Source organism: Actinoplanes sp. NPDC051343 (assembly GCF_044455125.1).
GTDB lineage: Bacteria > Actinomycetota > Actinomycetes > Mycobacteriales > Micromonosporaceae > Actinoplanes.
Genome location: NZ_JBITEL010000034.1, coordinates 6,231 through 21,605 on the forward strand (window position 1 = coordinate 6,231; position 15,375 = coordinate 21,605).

At 64.1% G+C, this 15,375-nt stretch carries 17 protein-coding genes; 12 read left to right on the forward strand and 5 right to left on the reverse strand.

Annotated elements, in window-relative coordinates; translation table 11 throughout:
• Window positions 1-196 precede the first annotated feature (196 nt).
• The 4 genes from ACIA5C_RS48060 (at window position 197) to ACIA5C_RS48075 (ending at window position 2,919) form a co-directional block, all read left to right on the forward strand.
• Window positions 197-610: an ester cyclase gene (locus ACIA5C_RS48060; RefSeq protein WP_396068003.1), complete on the forward strand. Its 414-nt coding sequence runs from the start codon at window positions 197-199 to the stop codon at window positions 608-610.
• Between the two features lie 155 nt (window positions 611-765).
• A complete protein-coding gene (locus ACIA5C_RS48065) occupies window positions 766-1,461 on the forward strand; it encodes a YceI family protein (protein ID WP_396068005.1) in 696 nt (231 codons plus the stop codon).
• 358 nt (window positions 1,462-1,819) lie between these two features.
• On the forward strand, window positions 1,820-2,308 hold the full coding sequence (locus ACIA5C_RS48070; protein ID WP_396068007.1) for a MarR family winged helix-turn-helix transcriptional regulator: 489 nt from the start codon (window positions 1,820-1,822) through the stop codon (window positions 2,306-2,308).
• A gap of 44 nt (window positions 2,309-2,352) precedes the next feature.
• Window positions 2,353-2,919 carry a DUF2087 domain-containing protein gene (locus ACIA5C_RS48075; protein ID WP_396068009.1) on the forward strand — a complete coding sequence of 189 codons (567 nt, stop codon included), beginning with the start codon at window positions 2,353-2,355 and terminating at the stop codon, window positions 2,917-2,919.
• Here ACIA5C_RS48075 and ACIA5C_RS48080 read toward each other — a convergent pair.
• The gene (locus tag ACIA5C_RS48080; protein WP_396068011.1) at window positions 2,895-3,710 is read right to left on the reverse strand and encodes an alpha/beta fold hydrolase; all 816 of its coding nucleotides are present in this window, start codon (window positions 3,708-3,710) and stop codon (window positions 2,895-2,897) included. The two genes, ACIA5C_RS48075 and ACIA5C_RS48080, sit on opposite strands and share 25 nt — an antisense overlap.
• A gap of 92 nt (window positions 3,711-3,802) precedes the next feature.
• On the opposite strand from ACIA5C_RS48080, the gene ACIA5C_RS48085 reads away from it, so the two are divergent.
• Genes ACIA5C_RS48085 through ACIA5C_RS48095 form a run of 3 tightly spaced genes read left to right on the forward strand, consistent with a single transcriptional unit; the run spans window position 3,803 to window position 4,792 of the window.
• Window positions 3,803-4,129 (forward strand): PadR family transcriptional regulator, encoded by a 327-nt coding sequence (locus ACIA5C_RS48085; RefSeq protein ID WP_396068013.1) that lies wholly within the window; start codon window positions 3,803-3,805, stop codon window positions 4,127-4,129.
• The gene (locus tag ACIA5C_RS48090; protein WP_396068015.1) at window positions 4,126-4,482 is read left to right on the forward strand and encodes a DUF1048 domain-containing protein; all 357 of its coding nucleotides are present in this window, start codon (window positions 4,126-4,128) and stop codon (window positions 4,480-4,482) included. Before ACIA5C_RS48085 ends, ACIA5C_RS48090 begins: the two co-directional genes overlap by 4 nt.
• A gap of 1 nt (window position 4,483) precedes the next feature.
• Complete coding sequence (locus ACIA5C_RS48095) at window positions 4,484-4,792, forward strand: DUF1048 domain-containing protein (RefSeq protein WP_396068017.1); 309 nt, start codon at window positions 4,484-4,486, stop codon at window positions 4,790-4,792.
• A 440-nt stretch (window positions 4,793-5,232) separates the two neighbouring features.
• Here ACIA5C_RS48095 and ACIA5C_RS48100 read toward each other — a convergent pair whose 3' ends face one another.
• Window positions 5,233-5,625 (reverse strand): peptidase inhibitor family I36 protein, encoded by a 393-nt coding sequence (locus ACIA5C_RS48100; protein WP_396068019.1) that lies wholly within the window; start codon window positions 5,623-5,625, stop codon window positions 5,233-5,235.
• A gap of 1,181 nt (window positions 5,626-6,806) precedes the next feature.
• Here ACIA5C_RS48100 and ACIA5C_RS48105 point away from each other — a divergent pair.
• The gene (locus tag ACIA5C_RS48105; RefSeq protein ID WP_396068021.1) at window positions 6,807-7,595 is read left to right on the forward strand and encodes a hypothetical protein; all 789 of its coding nucleotides are present in this window, start codon (window positions 6,807-6,809) and stop codon (window positions 7,593-7,595) included.
• Window positions 7,596-7,868: 273 nt separating this feature from the next.
• Here the strand turns inward: ACIA5C_RS48105 and ACIA5C_RS48110 are convergent, their stop codons facing one another.
• The 3 genes from ACIA5C_RS48110 to ACIA5C_RS48120 form a co-directional block, all read right to left on the reverse strand.
• Window positions 7,869-8,381 carry a DUF4231 domain-containing protein gene (locus ACIA5C_RS48110; RefSeq protein WP_396068023.1) on the reverse strand — a complete coding sequence of 171 codons (513 nt, stop codon included), beginning with the start codon at window positions 8,379-8,381 and terminating at the stop codon, window positions 7,869-7,871.
• On the reverse strand, window positions 8,378-11,479 hold the full coding sequence (locus ACIA5C_RS48115) for an ATP-binding protein (RefSeq protein WP_396068025.1): 3,102 nt from the start codon (window positions 11,477-11,479) through the stop codon (window positions 8,378-8,380). Before ACIA5C_RS48115 ends, ACIA5C_RS48110 begins: the two co-directional genes overlap by 4 nt.
• A gap of 430 nt (window positions 11,480-11,909) precedes the next feature.
• Entirely contained in the window at window positions 11,910-12,734 is an 825-nt protein-coding gene (locus ACIA5C_RS48120) for a hypothetical protein (protein WP_396068027.1), read from the reverse strand.
• 381 nt (window positions 12,735-13,115) lie between these two features.
• On the opposite strand from ACIA5C_RS48120, the gene ACIA5C_RS48125 reads away from it, so the two are divergent.
• The 4 genes from ACIA5C_RS48125 to ACIA5C_RS48140 all read left to right on the forward strand — a co-directional run bounded on the left by ACIA5C_RS48125 (window position 13,116) and on the right by ACIA5C_RS48140 (window position 15,248).
• Window positions 13,116-13,259 (forward strand): hypothetical protein, encoded by a 144-nt coding sequence (locus ACIA5C_RS48125; protein ID WP_396068029.1) that lies wholly within the window; start codon window positions 13,116-13,118, stop codon window positions 13,257-13,259.
• Window positions 13,256-13,723, forward strand: a complete 468-nt coding sequence (locus ACIA5C_RS48130; RefSeq protein WP_396068031.1) for a Pycsar system effector family protein — start codon at window positions 13,256-13,258, stop codon at window positions 13,721-13,723. The genes ACIA5C_RS48125 and ACIA5C_RS48130 overlap by 4 nt, the downstream gene beginning before the upstream one ends.
• A 5-nt stretch (window positions 13,724-13,728) precedes the next feature.
• A complete protein-coding gene (locus ACIA5C_RS48135; RefSeq protein WP_396068033.1) occupies window positions 13,729-14,814 on the forward strand; it encodes a hypothetical protein in 1,086 nt (361 codons plus the stop codon).
• A 104-nt stretch (window positions 14,815-14,918) separates the two neighbouring features.
• A complete protein-coding gene (locus ACIA5C_RS48140; protein WP_396068035.1) occupies window positions 14,919-15,248 on the forward strand; it encodes a DUF4031 domain-containing protein in 330 nt (109 codons plus the stop codon).
• Window positions 15,249-15,375 lie beyond the last annotated feature (127 nt).

Genomic DNA, 15,375 nt, shown 5'->3' on the forward strand with positions numbered 1-15,375 from the left:
GCTCACTCCAGCCCGCACGTTCAGGGGCCGAGGGTCGGGGGTCGGGGTGCGGCGGCTGACATCGACATCCACCGGGTGCGCCCCGCGCCGGCGTCCTTTCGCCGGCGCGCGCCCATCCATGGTTCCCAATGTCCGAAAGGTGAGACACGCAACGGCCGCTTGTCGGCGACCGGGTAAGTGTCATAGGAATTCGTCTATGAGCCCGACCGAGATCGCCGCGACGTGGTTCGACATGTGCCGTACCGGCGACGCCCGCCGCCTCGACGACCTGGTGACCGACGACTACGTGGCGCATGGCCCCGGCGGCAGCGGCGACCGCGCCACGCTGGCCGACTGGCTCGACTGGTACCCGACCACCTTCGCCGAACAGCATCCGTCGCTCGAGGACGTGATCGCCAGCGGCGACCGGGTCGTGGTGCGCTACAGCATCCGGTCGACGTACCGCGGCGGCTACCTGGACCTGCCCGCCCGCGACCAGGAGGTACGCGAGACCGGCATCATCATCTTCCGGCTGGCCGGCGGCCGGATCGCCGAGACCTGGCTCGAGGGCAACGACCTCGAAGTGGCCGAGCAGCTCGGCGGACGGGTTTCGCCGAACCGACCTCTATGATTTCGCTCTCGCTGAGGAATCGGGCATAACCCGCCGGTCCCCCATAATTTGCGGTCCTTTGTGCGGGCGGTCACCTCCCGACCGCGCAACGGCAAATTCGCGGAAATCATCGGCCGTTACGATCTTGAGGATCTCCAATGGAATGAGCCGCCGCGATGAGTGGGATCCCGATGCTGAACGACCGCCCGATCCGTCACTGGAACGGACTCACCATTCCGGACCCCGGCCTCTACCTGCTCGACGAGGCCCACAAGCGAGTCGGCTTCCACGCCCAGCACATGATGGTGAGCCCGGTCCGCGGCGAGTTCAGCATCGCCGCCGCCACGATATCCATCGCTGACGATCCATTGCAGTCGACGGTCAACGCGACCATTCAGGCCGCCACCATCGACACCAACAATCGCGACCGCGACACCCACCTGCGAAGCCCCGACTTCCTCGACGCCGCCAACTACCACACGATCGAATACCGCAGCACCGGCATAAAATGGCTGGGCGGCGACGAGGACATCTTCAAGTGGGCCCGGCTCCGCAACAACCCGCTCACCCGCCGCGCGTCGATGGTCGCCCTGCCCGACACGTCGACCGGCGACACCGGCCGCTTCGTGGTCACCGGCGACCTGACCATCAAGAACGTCACCCAGCAGGCCGACCTCACGGTCGACTTCGGAGGCGCCCGCCGCGACCCGGACGGGCGCGAGATCTTCGGCTTCAGCGCGACCGCGGAGATCGACCGGGAGAGCTACGGGCTGCTGTGGAACGTCGCCCTCGAACGCGGCGGAGTGCTGGTGGGCAAGCGGGTCCACATCGAGATCGCCGGCGAGGCGATCCGGCAGGGGCGCTCGTTCTAGGAACCGGCGGCCGGCTTTCGGCCCGGCGGCGGCGTTCTGGTTGCGCCGCGGCTGTGCCCGGCGGCGGCGTTCTGATAGCGGCGCGGGTTTGGCCGGCGGCGGCGCGGTTTGCGCGGCGGTCCGGCGTGGTTGGCAACGGCCTTCGGCGGTTTTCGACGGCGGTGCGGGTGCGCTGCGCCGGCTCCGTAGGGTGCGGTTCTCGCGGCGGCACCACCGGGGCGTCAACTTCGCTGTCCGGCGTCGGGACGTGGTTTCGGGGGCGCACGCTACGGGAGAGCCCCGCGCAGAGCCGCGCTGAGCAGCCACGGAGGGCGGTCGGGGCCCCACGGAGGTGGTCCGGGATGGGATCCTGATCGCCATGGGCACGCACGGGGACTCGATCTGGCGGGACGGGGAGCAGCGGGCCTGGCTCGCCTGGAACAAGGTGCAGCTGAGGTTGTCCTATGAGGTCAACCGCCGGCTGCAGGCGGACAGTGAACTGTCCACGGCCGACTACGACGTACTGGCCGAGCTGGTCGGGTCGCCGGGGGAGCGGCTGCCGATCAGTGTGCTGGCCAACAAGATCGGCTGGGAGCGCAGCCGGCTGTCGCATCACGTGAAGCGGATGGCCGGGCGGTCGCTCGTGACCAGCGCGCCGGCGCAGACGGATCGTCGGGTGACCGAGGTGGCGCTGACTTGGCGTGGACGGCGCGTACTGGAAGAGGCCGCGCCGGGGCACGAGGCGCAAGTCCGTCAGTTGTTCTTCGGCGGCCTGCCGCCGGAACTGGTGCCGCCGCTGACGTCGGCGCTGGAAACCATCTATGCGCACGTGGTCGAACACGGCACGCTGCCACCTCCGGACTGTTGAGATTCGGGTGGCGGGCGGGCCCCGAGGCGTTCTACGTTGATCGGATGTCCGTTGCCGCCGCCCGTGCCGCCCAGGTCCTGACCCACCTCTCGCATCCCGACCGGCTGGCCGTGCTGGCCGAGCTGGCCAGGCGGGGAGATGAGGGTGCGACGATCGCGGCGATGGCGTCGGCGCTGGACATGCCGGTCACCCGGGTGGGTGATGCGTGCTCGCGGCTGCGTGGCATCGGGCTGGCCACCGGAACGGGCAACGGGGTCTACCGGGCGCGGCTCGACGGGCTTCGGGAAGCGGCGTACGACATCGAGAAGGAGCAGCCGATCTCGCGGCTTCTGGTGGCGTACCCGGAGTTGAAGCCGAACTTCGCTCATGGGCGGGTCAAGGAGCTGCCGCCGACGATGAGCGACCGGTCGGAGCTGATGGGTGAGCTGCTGGCCCGGTTCCTCGACCTGGACGGGCTCTACGAAGAGGCCGAGATCAACCGGCGGCTGTCCGCGGTGACCGACGACGTGGCCGGCGCCCGCCGGATGCTGGTGGAGACCGGATGGCTGGAACGGGACCGGGCGGGGACCACGTACGGCCTGGGGCGTCAGCTTCCGGCCGACGAGAAGTAGAGGGCGTCCTCGGCGGTTCTCAGCACCGAGATGTGGCCCTGCGCGTCTTCCAATCGCAGCTGGGCGTTCGGGATCAGCTTGGCCAGGCGCTCGCTGTGCTGGGCGGGGACCATGCGGTCGGCGGTGCCGTGGACCAGCAGGGTGGGAACGCGGACGTCGGCCGGGTCGAAGCCCCACGGGTTGACGTAGGCCAGGTCGTCGTCGATCAGCGGCCCGGGGCCGTTGGCCACCGCCGGGGCGACGACGCTGCCGAACCAGCCCCACGGGCCTTCGAGGGCCGCCCAGTCCCGGTCGATGAAGTCGGGGGCGGCCTCGGTGCGTTCGTGCGCCTCCTTGGCCTCGCGGCCCCGGGTGGCGGCGCGGAGTGAGGCTTCGCTGGACGGGCCCATGCCGGTGAACCAGTCGTCGCCGGTGAACGGGGCGAGCCCGGAGATGCTGACGGCCGCGGTGATGCGGTTACTGAGCAGGACGGCACAGGCGAGGGCGTGCGGGCCGCCGCCGGAGTGGCCCAGGACGGCGAAGCGGTCGACGCCGAGGGCGTCCGCCACGGCTGCGGCATCTTCGGCCGCGGTGGCGATGCTGCGGCCGGGGCGGGCGGTCGATCCGCCGTACCCGGGACGGTCGTAACCGATGAACCGCACGCCGAGCCTCTCCGCGGCTTCGAAAAGGGGCGCCGGAGGCGTACCGATGTTAGGGGTGCCGTGATGCCACATGACGGTACGGCGGCCGCCGCCGTGCGAGTAGGCGTGCAGGCGGCGTCCGTCGGCGGTGCACAGGTCGATCTCCTCCACCGGACCATCGTAGGGCCCGGGGGATAGCGGCGCCCGGTACTCGGTGTTACCGTATAGCGGTACTCAGTGGTACGAGGTACCGGGGAGCAGGGATGGACGACCTGACGGAGATGCTGAAGGGCACGCTCGAGGGCTGCGTGCTGGAGATCATCGCCGGCCAGGAGACCTACGGGTACGCCATCACGCGCCGGCTCAACGAACTCGGCTTCACCGATGTCATCGAAGGAACGGTCTACACGATCCTGTTGCGGCTGGAGAGGAACGGACTCGTGCACGTGACGAAGCGACCGTCCGAAGTCGGACCGCCGCGCAAGTTCTACGCGCTCAACGACGCCGGGCGCGAGGAGCTCGCGACGTTCTGGGCGAAATGGCAGTACGTCTCGTCGCGCATCGACAAGCTCAAGGAGGGCGCACAATGAGCTTCTGGGAGACCATCACCGGCAGCGACCTCACCAGGGAGTGGAAGGCGTTCGAAGCCCGGGCCGCGGCCCTGCCGGCCGACTACCGGGCGGCGTGGGAACAGATCAAGGGCAGCCTTTTCCCGTACGGCAGCTTCACCGGCCGCAACCTGACGCCGATCGTCGACGCCGCTCTGGGGCTGCTCGAAGAGGCATCGACGGACGGGCAGAGCATCGACGAGGTGCTCGGCGACGACATCCCCGGCTTCTGCGCGGCGCTGGCCGGCGGGGCGGGCGCCCGGACCTACCGGGACCGGTGGCGCGAGCAGTTGAACCGGAACGTCGCCCGCAAACTGGCTCGGCTGGGAGGCTGACGTGGGCATTCAGGACATCATCGAAGGCAAGAAGCAGTGGCGGGCGCACGTGACCCGGGTCAAGGCGCTGCCGCCGGACTACCAGATCGTCTACAAGGAGATTCAGAGGTACCTGTTCAAGGTCGGGCCCGTCGACCTGGCCGACGGCCGCCTGCTGCCCGGGATCGTCGACTTCTTCGAGGAGGGCGTCGCGGCGGGCAAGGGCGTCGTGGAACTCATCGGCACCGACGTCGCCGCCTTCTCCGACGACCTGGTCAAGGACTCGCGCACCTACGCCGACGTCTACCAGCAGTCCATGAGGGACAAGTAACGTCGAAACGGGCTTCACTCGGCCTCGTGCAGGGCGATCAAGTCTTCTTGATTATTGTCTGTCGCGGAGCCTGCGACCGCCCGAAGTCCCAGCCTGGTCGGACCTCTCGCCCTGTTCGAGGGCGGAATCCAGCCGGTCCGTCGCATTAGGGCATTCGGCCCCTCTCCAGTCGAGCTCGCATGCGGATTCAAAAGGATCCGAGCAGCCCGAACGCTGCTGGATGGCCGCGCACCCCGTCACCCTTCATCTCCGCCCACCGGCCTTGTTGACGCGGCGGGCGGCGGGGGTGTCCCGCTCCCACGCCGGGCGGGTCGAGGGTGACGGGATGGTTGAGCATCGGCTGCTCTCTGCTGCGAGTCCCAAGGAGTCGCTGAACCCGCATTTCGTGAGCGAACGGACCTACTCTCATCCAGGCGCTGCATCATGGCTTGATCTTGAGATCAGCTCGTTGTGCTGGTCCGCATGACGGCATGGGTCGACCCGTTGTCATAGCCGGCCGGGAGGCGGCCAGCGCTGTTGGGGGCGATCTCCGCGTGAGAGCCGTTGCAAGTGGTGGTGTGGAACAGATACCACCTCGTGCCGGTCGCGTTCCACACGCTGTTGGTGACCCCGTCGTCCACCACAGAAATGCAGGTGTTGCGGGCGGTATCCCCCCAGACGTAGGTGACGGGGCTTTGATAGGCCACGTCGGAGTACAGGCAGAATGCCTTGAACCCAAGTATCGGACAGTTCCCCAGCGCCGCCTGAGCTGGAGTCGTCGCCGCGAGGGCGCCGGCTCCGATCGACAGCAGACAGGTGGCCAGCCCCGCGACGAGCCTTCGCTTGACGGTCATTCGTCGTCCTCCCCGTTCACCTGCCGACCGCCTCCGCTGCCGATCAGACGGAGGTCGGCTTACATTGTGGACAGGCTAGGCGGAACGACGAGATTCGGCGACCCCGACTACTGTGTCGGCGGTTCAGGTATGAGAATCGGTTCTGGCCGGCGGACATCACCGAACACGGCGCCGGCGGGGCAAGCTCGGCCTGCGCGCGATCAAGGACGTGTCGGCTACTCCATCGTGGATCGGACGAACCCGTTTCCGCCGCCTCGACGCCGTGCTCCGGCTACCGTCCCGCTGCCTTCGGTTTCGGCCCACACAGACAGCTCTTCCGTGGGAAACCCGGTGAACGGCGAGCTCCTGACATAGCCGTTGATCTTCACGACCAGTCACGACACCCGTGGTCAAGCAGCACATGTTCGCCGCCAGCGCGTGGCATCCGGCGTTGCACCAGGCCGGCGTCCAGCTCACTGGTGTGAAGACCTGCCTGCGTTTCGACAGATGACCTACTCATCACTTGTTGGTGCTGCTGAAGTGCATGTTCACCGCTACCACCTGATCGAGGTGCTGATGGCGGCGCTGTGTACCGTCGCTGAGCAGGCGTTTAGAACGTCAGTGCTAGGCGTCGTTGGTCGACGTTGGTCGTCGTTTGACGGCCCGTTGACGGCCCGGACGGCCCAGAGACGGCCCGACGCGCTCCACGTCGGACAGCGGTGCCTCGGTGTCTGTCCCGAACCGATGACCTCTTCCGTGTCAACTAGGTCAAGGTCGACTCGTGACATGGGTGTCCGGCTATACGCCCTGGTCAGGATGTTGGTCTTCGTCGGTTTGCTGGGGTCGGCAAAGCTCCCGATTGCAAGATCGTCTCCCCGATTTCTCCCAGCAGGGGTGTGCACCTTCAGTGCGGGCATCCCGTCGCGCAGGCAACGCCCAGCCGGGCCGCGCCCGGGCGGGCAAGGTGGAGCGCCCTACCGGACGAACGACCTTGCCCGCCCGGGCGCGGTCTGGTCGCCTCTGGTGTGCGGCGGGTCGCGGTGGACGGCTGGGCATCCCAGAGCTGCCGGGGTCCAGGGGCGTGAAGCCCCGGCCGCCGGAGGCCCTGTCCGGGTCGTAGGGCCGGAGGCCCTACCCGCCGGAGGCGCCGGCCCTGGTGGCGGAGGACGGATCGCTGGCGCTGGCAGAGCAGAATGAAGCGCGTGGGGGAAATCCAGGATCGCGCAGTTGCGATTGTCCAACGTGCGGCTGGGAACACTGTGGCACCTGCGGTTGCAGCACTGCTAACAGTCGCCGCAGCTGTGCTCAAGCGGCCTGAGCTCGGCGCCGTAGCTGTTCCCGCCAGCGCACTGGCAGGCTCTGTCGTAGAGGAGTCTGTGTCGTTGGTCTACCGTCTCTGGGCTGCGGAAGGTGCCCAGCAATTCAAGGAAGCCGTCGAGTCGGAGAGCGGCACGACTGTCGACGAGCTCGCGGCGGGAGCGCACTCTACCCGGAAGACGCGGCAGCTCCTGGGTGAGGCTGTCGGTGCATCAACGGCGACGGGCGACGAGTGGAAAATTAGGGTTCTGGCGCGCGCTTTTGTGGTCGGCGCGAAGGACGGGTCCAGGGCTGACGAGATGCGGATGCTGATTGCTCTTTTGGAGGATTTCGAAGGAGTCGATGCGCGATGCTTAGCGGCGGCGACGAAGGCGGGGGAGCAATTCCGAGTGGAGAACATTGCGAAGCGGGACAGAGGAATCGCTCACGTTGCGCCTATCCTCGTACGCAAGCTGATCAAGCTCGAATTCATCGAAGCTGTTGACCGTAGCCAGCAACACCTTTCCGACAGGGAGAGAAACGAACTACATAATGCGGAACAGACAAGGAGTAAGCCTTTGCCGCGGCTCCCGACCAGCTACAGCCTCACGGAGATAGGCGCGACCGTAGCCCGCTTGCTCGGTCGGATAGGGGCACTCCCTCTGCAGTCCACCGACGAAGGTGGCGTTGCCTGAAGACTGCCCGAAGCCCGGACATGCCCAGCTCCTTGGGTGCGTCCGGGCTTCGGCGTGTCCGGCGGTGTCGCGGTGACAACTGCCGGTCCGCGCCGAGAGCGGAGCGGCAAGGCGCGGTCGGCCGGCAGGTTAAGCTCGCGTGCGGCCCGGAGGGCCGCCTTGAAGATGTAGAGAAAGTTCTCACCGGTTGTCGGTTGGAGTTCGTGACTGCTAATTGCAGCGCAGCAGCGAAGGATTACGGCGAGATTGGTGCGGACCATGAGATTTCTGGCGTTAGGGACCCGCAGAGTTCATTTCCTCGTCCCGGCTGGCTCCGAAGAAGCTCCCACGCTCAGCGGCGCGAACGTGTCGCGCCTCGTTCGTAATCTCTGTAGCCAACCTCTGCAAACTGTCTAAAACGACGCGAGGTTCCAACTCAGAGCCAAGGAGGTAAGTCTTTTGCAGTTCCCACCTCGACGCCAAGTCTTCCAGCTCGAACTGGGCATCCGAAAAGACTTGCCACGTACGGTCCCAGCGGTAGGAGGCACTTAACCCTGCAAGTGCTGTGACCGCTACGCCGAGGCCAGCTACCGTAACCCGCGCCCACGACACCGAAGCTGCCGATAGAATAGGAATTGTTGCCCCGCTGACTATCAATAACATTGTGCTGATCCGATGAAATCGCCTGGGCCACTTCTTGTGATTCTGGTACCAAGAAATACTCTCTGAGAGGCTCGTCTCCACAAGTCGTTGGATAGAATCGATGGAACCGGAATTGCTCGTGCCAGCACTACGCGGAGCCGTCATAGCCAAAGGGTTCCGCTTCTACTTTCCCATTGCAGGACATCGAAAGTCCGCCAAGGTCCATTAACGAGGGATTTAACCAAATTCTCGTGTGAGATCACATTTGACACGAAGCCTTCTTTGACCACGTCTACAGCCGTTTTTCGCATGTAATCCGAGACGTCACTGTCTTCACCGATCGCAGGGCTTCTTAGGAAGACAGCGGCGACGTACGCAACAATATCCCGTTGGACAGTGGGCAGTTTCAAGAAGTCGTCCGTGCTCTCAGATCCAATCAGCCCCAACCATTGCCTATCCGGCAAGAGATAGATGCAATCGTCTCGCCGGACAGCGTCGTAGTCGTCGAGTCCGCTTATGTGAACGTCCTTGGTGGTAGGGTAGTAAAGGATGCGGTGCCGACGACCAGACGCCCCGAATCGTTCCACCTGGTCGAACACGGCGACGAGCCGGCGGTCAGGGGTTGCCGTTCTCCATGAAGGTGGCGATTGCCGCTTAGCCCATCTAGTTGTGAGCCTCGGCGGAGTACCGAGTGACGCCCCGATGTGGGTAGGTTCCCACTCGATTTCCAATGCATGGCCAGCTGCACCGGTTAGAGGGCCCACAATCATAGGCTCATCGGGAAGGTCCAACACTAATTCTGGCAGCGCAGCAGCTAGCTGCGTTAAGGACTTGTTGCCCGGCAGTTGGCGTACAAGACTATCAGCCCGCGTTACCGTCGGATCGGTGATCGATATCAAAGAATCACGGCGAGCTAGATCTTCGAGTGTTTCGACCGTCCGTAGACCTTCGGCTTCTACAACGAAGATAGGCGCAATCCGTAGCGCCCTGGCGAAGGCATCAGGGATTATTTTGTTCCAACTCCGGTTTGGAGAATTACCCGCCACTTCGAAGCCAAACAGCAGATCTTCCGTTATCAAGCGGCCCTCGTTTGCTGCCTTAGCAGCAGAGTAGCCACGTTGACTTTCAAGGAGCCGAACCTCATCTACTACATGTCTGAAATACAGCTGGGCGAGTCGATCCAACATCTTTACGTACTCGACTGTATCGTCTATGCCCGATCGCGCAACGTTAGTGCGAGGGCTGTTGGGCCCGCTGGCGTTCGCTATAGCGATGATGCCGACGTCGCGGAAGCCAGGCGTTCCTCCCTTTACACGCACGCCCTCGATACACGTCCCAAGTTGCCATTCCAACTCCGAATTTGAGCCGGCGGATCGCGCGGAGACAAAAGTCCAATCGTTGAAATACCGCGACCACCTTACTGCATACGCGATACTTACGCCGTCAATCTCGCCTTCGCGGATTTCCACCTTACCGGCCTTGCTGCTAACTTGAGATCTAACTGGTTCTTCAAGAGCTGCAGCTAGATTCTCATAACCGATGAGCCGGGGATCGGCATCGTCTATTTGCACCGAAAGCTTACATCTAGGTATAACGAACCATTTCTGGGCCAGTTCGAGTACGTTACCCAACTCCGCGCTGGCCCGTATTGTGAGACGAACGAGTGTACCGTTGCTGCGAATCCCCTCTGGAATCTGAGACTCTTTATCAAGTAGCCGGATTAGGTATTTCCCATGCACCGAACGTAGCGAAATCTGGCGAGCCTGGGGTTCGTCCGGGTGTGACGTTATGACCTCGACCGAGTCCGCCAGCATGAAGGTCGAAAGAACTCCAATGCCGAACCTGCTAATTGGTGAGAACCGAGGGTACTGCTTTACGAACTGCTCGTCGCGATATCGGCTTGATCCCACCTTCAAGAAATTGTCTTCGATCATTCGCTGAGTCATTCCAGTGCCGTTGTCTTGGACTTCGAGGACGCGAAGCCTGCTATCCCAGCGGATTTTTACCTCGCCGGCATTGACCGAAGATGGGAGGCCGTCGGCTCCGCTGTGCTGAAGTCTTACTGCATCGACGGCGTTCTGTGTTAATTCCCGAAGCACCACGCTGCTGTCATTATAGAGCGTGTGTCCCGTCAGAAGGTCGAGCACTTTTCCTTGATCGATGTCGAAGCCATATTGTTTTGGCAAAAAGTCCTTGGTACTTATTTGAGATTCATCGATGTTGCGCCAAGGAAATTCGTACCTCGAGCCATGCTGACGACGAGATTCACGCGCCCAACGATAGCTCTGTTCGAGCTGCTCGCGCGCGTATGCAAGATAGCTTGTTAGCGCGAAGAAGCCATCTTCTTGATCAAAGTGCGCGTGGATTTCGACCGTATCCGGCTGCAGTGCCAGGTCGACGTTCCCGTCACGATCCTTCTTGGGCTGTTCCGTTATGGCTCGGACGGCGAGCTGCTTGGCCCATTCCTCTTGGCTCGTCGGATCAGCCGGGTTCAAAACACGGAAGGCAATCGAAGGCGTACGGTCACGCGTGACTTGAAGCAGGTCGACCGTCCGGAGGACGATTGCAGCATACTGGATGTTGGCGGTCTCGCCAGGGAGCGCTCCGTAGTGCCTCCGAACTGGATACTTTTCCAGATCATCCAGATCGTTCTCGTGGTGACTTTCACAGACTAGACCTAGATCGTTTCTGAATACCGTTCCGAGCGGTTCGAGCAATTTTGCTATTTCGGCGATGGTCTGATCGGCTGCACCTAACTTCTTGGACTGGGCTCCGTCGATCCACGCTCGGATACGGTTGGCGTGGAACCTTCGTACGAACTCTTGATAGAGGAAACGCTCGCGTTCCTCAGGAGGCAAACGTTTCACCTTCTCGGTATAGTCACGTCCGTCGGCATCGTTCGACTCTAGATGCACACGTCGATACTCAGGGAAGGTGGAGGTTTCCCTTGCCTGGAACTCTTCACGGGTAACTAGCATGCCAAGATCGTGAAGGTAGATACTGAGTACGATCAGTAACCAATCAGCGGAGGTGAGTTGCTCCGTCGTGTCCTCCGGCACGATCCAGTCAGCCATTGCCAGCATCGCTTCTATATGCGCTGAATCGTGGCGCGTGTATGTTTCAAATATGCCGTTCTCGCCGATGTGGCGCAGCAGTTCGTAAATTTGGCTCTTGATATGTCTCAAGTTCAGGCCGCCGAACGCTTCGAACTCCTGCGCTTTTTGCGCTCGCAACTCTGCTTTATGCGTCAGCTCAGTAGCCACGGTATTTGCCCTCTCGGTCGGTCTTTGGCGCCCCAGCTCTGCGGGTGGCTGCCAAAGTAGACGACGGACCTCCGTCCACGCTAGAGGGCAGTCTCGGGCAACTCGTCGCGGATCCTCATGCGCCAGGCCACTTCGGCCGAACGTATGACCCGATCCGGCTGAGCCGTAGCGAGTGGGCGGATCCGGGGGTCTAGGGACGCGCTCGTCGTAAATCTGTTTGGAGCCTATCCAGAGGTTAAAAATTCCGGGCCTGCGCATACATTGGTTTGCTCGCAGCATAGAGCGGTGATTTAGCCGGTCACTTCTGGACGATCAGCTCCATCATTGCGATGTTCCATCCATACGGCGGCTCTGATCGGTTACCAAGTTGCAGTGGTCGCATGACTTCGCGGAAGATCGTCATGGCGACTCTTGTATGACGAGGATGTGACTACTTCCACCATTGCCTCACGAGGCCCCACCAGCCAGCACGTTCATGTTGACGCGCATCCACGCGAGACTTAATCGCCTGATCGACATCCCACACCAGACGCCGGCGTAACTCAGCCTGGACTTCGCTACGCAAACGACCCATCCGTTCCCCGGCCTCCTGCGCCTTAACGTCTAGTTCCTGAATGAGTTCCTTCAACCGATCTTCTACGGCATGCCAGGCTTGGGCCTCCGTAAACGCCGGGGGGTTCGGCACCCATCTCTTGATGCTTTGCAACGTATGTTGGGTGATCTCCGTTTGTTGCTGGCGAGCTATCTGCATCGTCCGGTCTTCCGGGTCGACCGGTCCGAGTTGCTCCCATGCCAACTCGGTCTCGCGGATGTTCACCCATGCCTGAGACGCGGATTGGACCACGCGGACATCATCTGCCACTGCTGCGCGATCTCGCTCAGACTGGCTATATTCCGGCATCCCCACTGCTGCCGAGACCTCGTGATAGTCCTTGAGTACGGCGATCTTGCCCCAAAACTGTAGACGCGTTGAGAGTAGATCCAGCCGGATCGCGTAATCGATAAGTAACGTGGGGCGACTCCATACTTCCTTGGCCAACCCTGCGTCGAGATCCTTCGCAAGATCCCGCAAAATCTCCAGCTCGAACTGACGCCGCCGTTCGTCAGTGATTGCGTGGTTGGCGGTGTGTTGGGCTCTTCTCGCCTGTTTTAGGGCCACGAGGGCTGCAGCTAGCCCGCCGAAACCAGCGATGAGGCTGAGGATGTCGAACCAGTCGTGCGAAACGTTGACGTCATAGACCATCGAGAGAACCACATATCCAGCGTAGAAGTGCGGCACTACACGGGAGCGGCACCTGAACGATCGACCCCTGTGACGGCAAGCGGCCCAGATGATCGCGGCCATAGCGAAGCGGTGCCGGACAGGATTCCGAGGTCACGAAGTCGCGGAGACGCTGCCGGACGAGTCGCCCAGGACTTACATGCGAGGGATCAAGGAACGCGTCCGAACGAGGATCGCTACGCCCGCGCTTGTGCCAGATCCGTGCCAGATCGGCGGGTCATTGACGGGGAACAAAGGGGTCCCACGGTGATTCGATCGCCTGTATCGCCGGTCAGCGTGGTGCGGGCCAGCGATCTTGTGTGAGTACCGTCCTGGCAGTGTGGGAGTCTCGTGTCCCCGCGGGAGAAGGGAGGGGTGGCGAACGCGTCGACCGGCAGCGATTTTCCTTCGGTTGCCGCAGCGGAGCGGTTCCTGCGCGGCGAGGGCTACGCCCGCGCTCTGGTCATGGGCTACCAGCTGCTGCGGCAGCAGACGGTCCCGGCCGGGGGTACCCGATGACGACTGTCGAGTTCCCCGAAGCGCTCGCCGAAGTGCAAACCCAGATCGGTCGCGCCGACACTAAAGCGTCGATCCTGTCCGGGCTGTCCCTGGCCGCCCTCACCGGCGGCACCGCACTGGCATCTCAGGCGCACCTGCACGGTGCTGCCGTCGTCACCCGCGTCATGGCTGCCACCTTCGTCCTCGGGGCGCTGGTACAGCTCGGCCTGGCCATCCGGCCCGACCTGCGCGGCGACCACGGCTTCATCCGCTGGGCGCAAACCACCACCGATCACGAGCTATACGACCTGCTGACCCTGCACGAGCACTTCCTGGATCAGCGGCACGACCAGCTCACCCGCGTCGCGCTGCTCTCGCGCAGCGCCCGAACCAAGTACCGGCGTATCCGCCTGGCCGTCGACCTGCTCGGCGCCGCTCTGGCCTGCGCCGCACTCACCGCGCTCCTCACTGCCGTGGGCTGGTGAGGGCGTTGACCACTATCCCGAAAACTGTCGGCCGCAGCGGGGAACCCCGGCTCGCGTCGATCGCCTCCTGGGCGGTCCTTGCGGCCTCGTTCGCCCTGTCGGCCTCCACCTGGATCGCGATGGCGGTCCTCGCCGGATTCACCAGCGCCGCAACACTTCCCGTCATCGGCGTCACCCTGAAGGTGGCGTGGCTGATGCCGGTCGCGATCGACGGCTACGTCGTCGTCGCCCTGGTGCTGTGGATGTCGAACGTCCCGGCGACGGTCGCCGAGTTCGCCAAGAAGAACACCTACGGTGCAGCGGGCATCGGCGTCGCCGCCCAGTCCGCCTACCACCTGCTCATGACCCAATCCGAAACCAACCAGTCATGGCGCGTGGTCCTGGCCGCGGTCGTCGGAGCCTTGCCTCCGGCCGTCGCCGCCCTGGCCGTACACATGCGCGCCCTGATCCGCCGCGAGACCGACCGCACCACCGTCGCCTCCGGCACCACACCGGCCACCAAGCCGACCGTGCCCGCCCCTGCCGCGACCCCCATCACGGTCGCCGTCTCGACCCTGCCCACCGTCCCGGCGCCCAGCATCACCGCGCCACGACCGGCAGACCCCCGACCGACTGAGGAACCGACGACGACGCCGGAACCCGTGCCGGGCACCCGGACCGAACCCGTGCCGACCCCGGCCGAGGTTGCCGCCCGGGTCACCCCCAGCCCGACGAGCATCCCGCCGCGACCGACCGCCACCCGGCCGGCTACCGCGGGCGTCTCCAAGCCCCGACCGCGCAAGACCGCGCCGACCGCCCCGGTAAGGCCGCTGGCCGCTTCCGCGGCCGACACCCCTGTCACCGAGCCGAAGCCCGCACAGCTGCCCCTGCCGCTGCCCGCCGACCCGGCCCTGCTCGCCAAGGCCCGTGAGACCGCCGCGCAGTACCGCACCGAAAACGGCACCCCGATCACCGCGAACCAGCTCGCCGCCCGCCTACGGGTGAACTCCGAACAGGCAACCCAAGCCCTGGCCGTGCTCAACCTCGGCCCGGACAACCCCACCACACCCCTCCCGACCGCCAACGGCCGACCTGTGAAGGCCGCCCGCTGACGCGTCTCGCCGATTGAGCGTCGTGCCCGAAACACACCCTGTTTCGGGCACGGCCCCGGCCGACGAGCCGACCCCCACCAACACCCGACAGGAGCACCAACACCGTGACCGTCTACGTCGACAACTACCGCTGCCCCGCCACCGTCGGCCGCCTCACCGGCCGCTGGTCGCACCTCACCGCCGACACCCCTGACGAGTTGCAGACCTTCGCCGCCCGGCTCCGCCTGCGCCCGGCCTGGTTCCAGGCCCGCTGCCGCTACGCCACCTGCCCCGCCCCCGACGGCGTCTGCGTCCACTACCACTACGACGTCGTCGACACGATGCGCATCCGCGCCATCCACGCCGGAGCCATCCCGATCGACATCCGCGACTTCGGCGCCCTCATCACCGCCCGCCGCGCCGCTGCCCGACAGACGGCGGAGGCGAACCGATGAGTCGATCCGCTGTGACGTCTAGACACCTTTCGGGTTGGGGGTCTGGCGCAGATCCACTGTGACGCTTGCGGGTGATCGTCTCGGTAACCCGTCGTCGAGTCTGCTGAGCTGTATGCGATACGGCGAT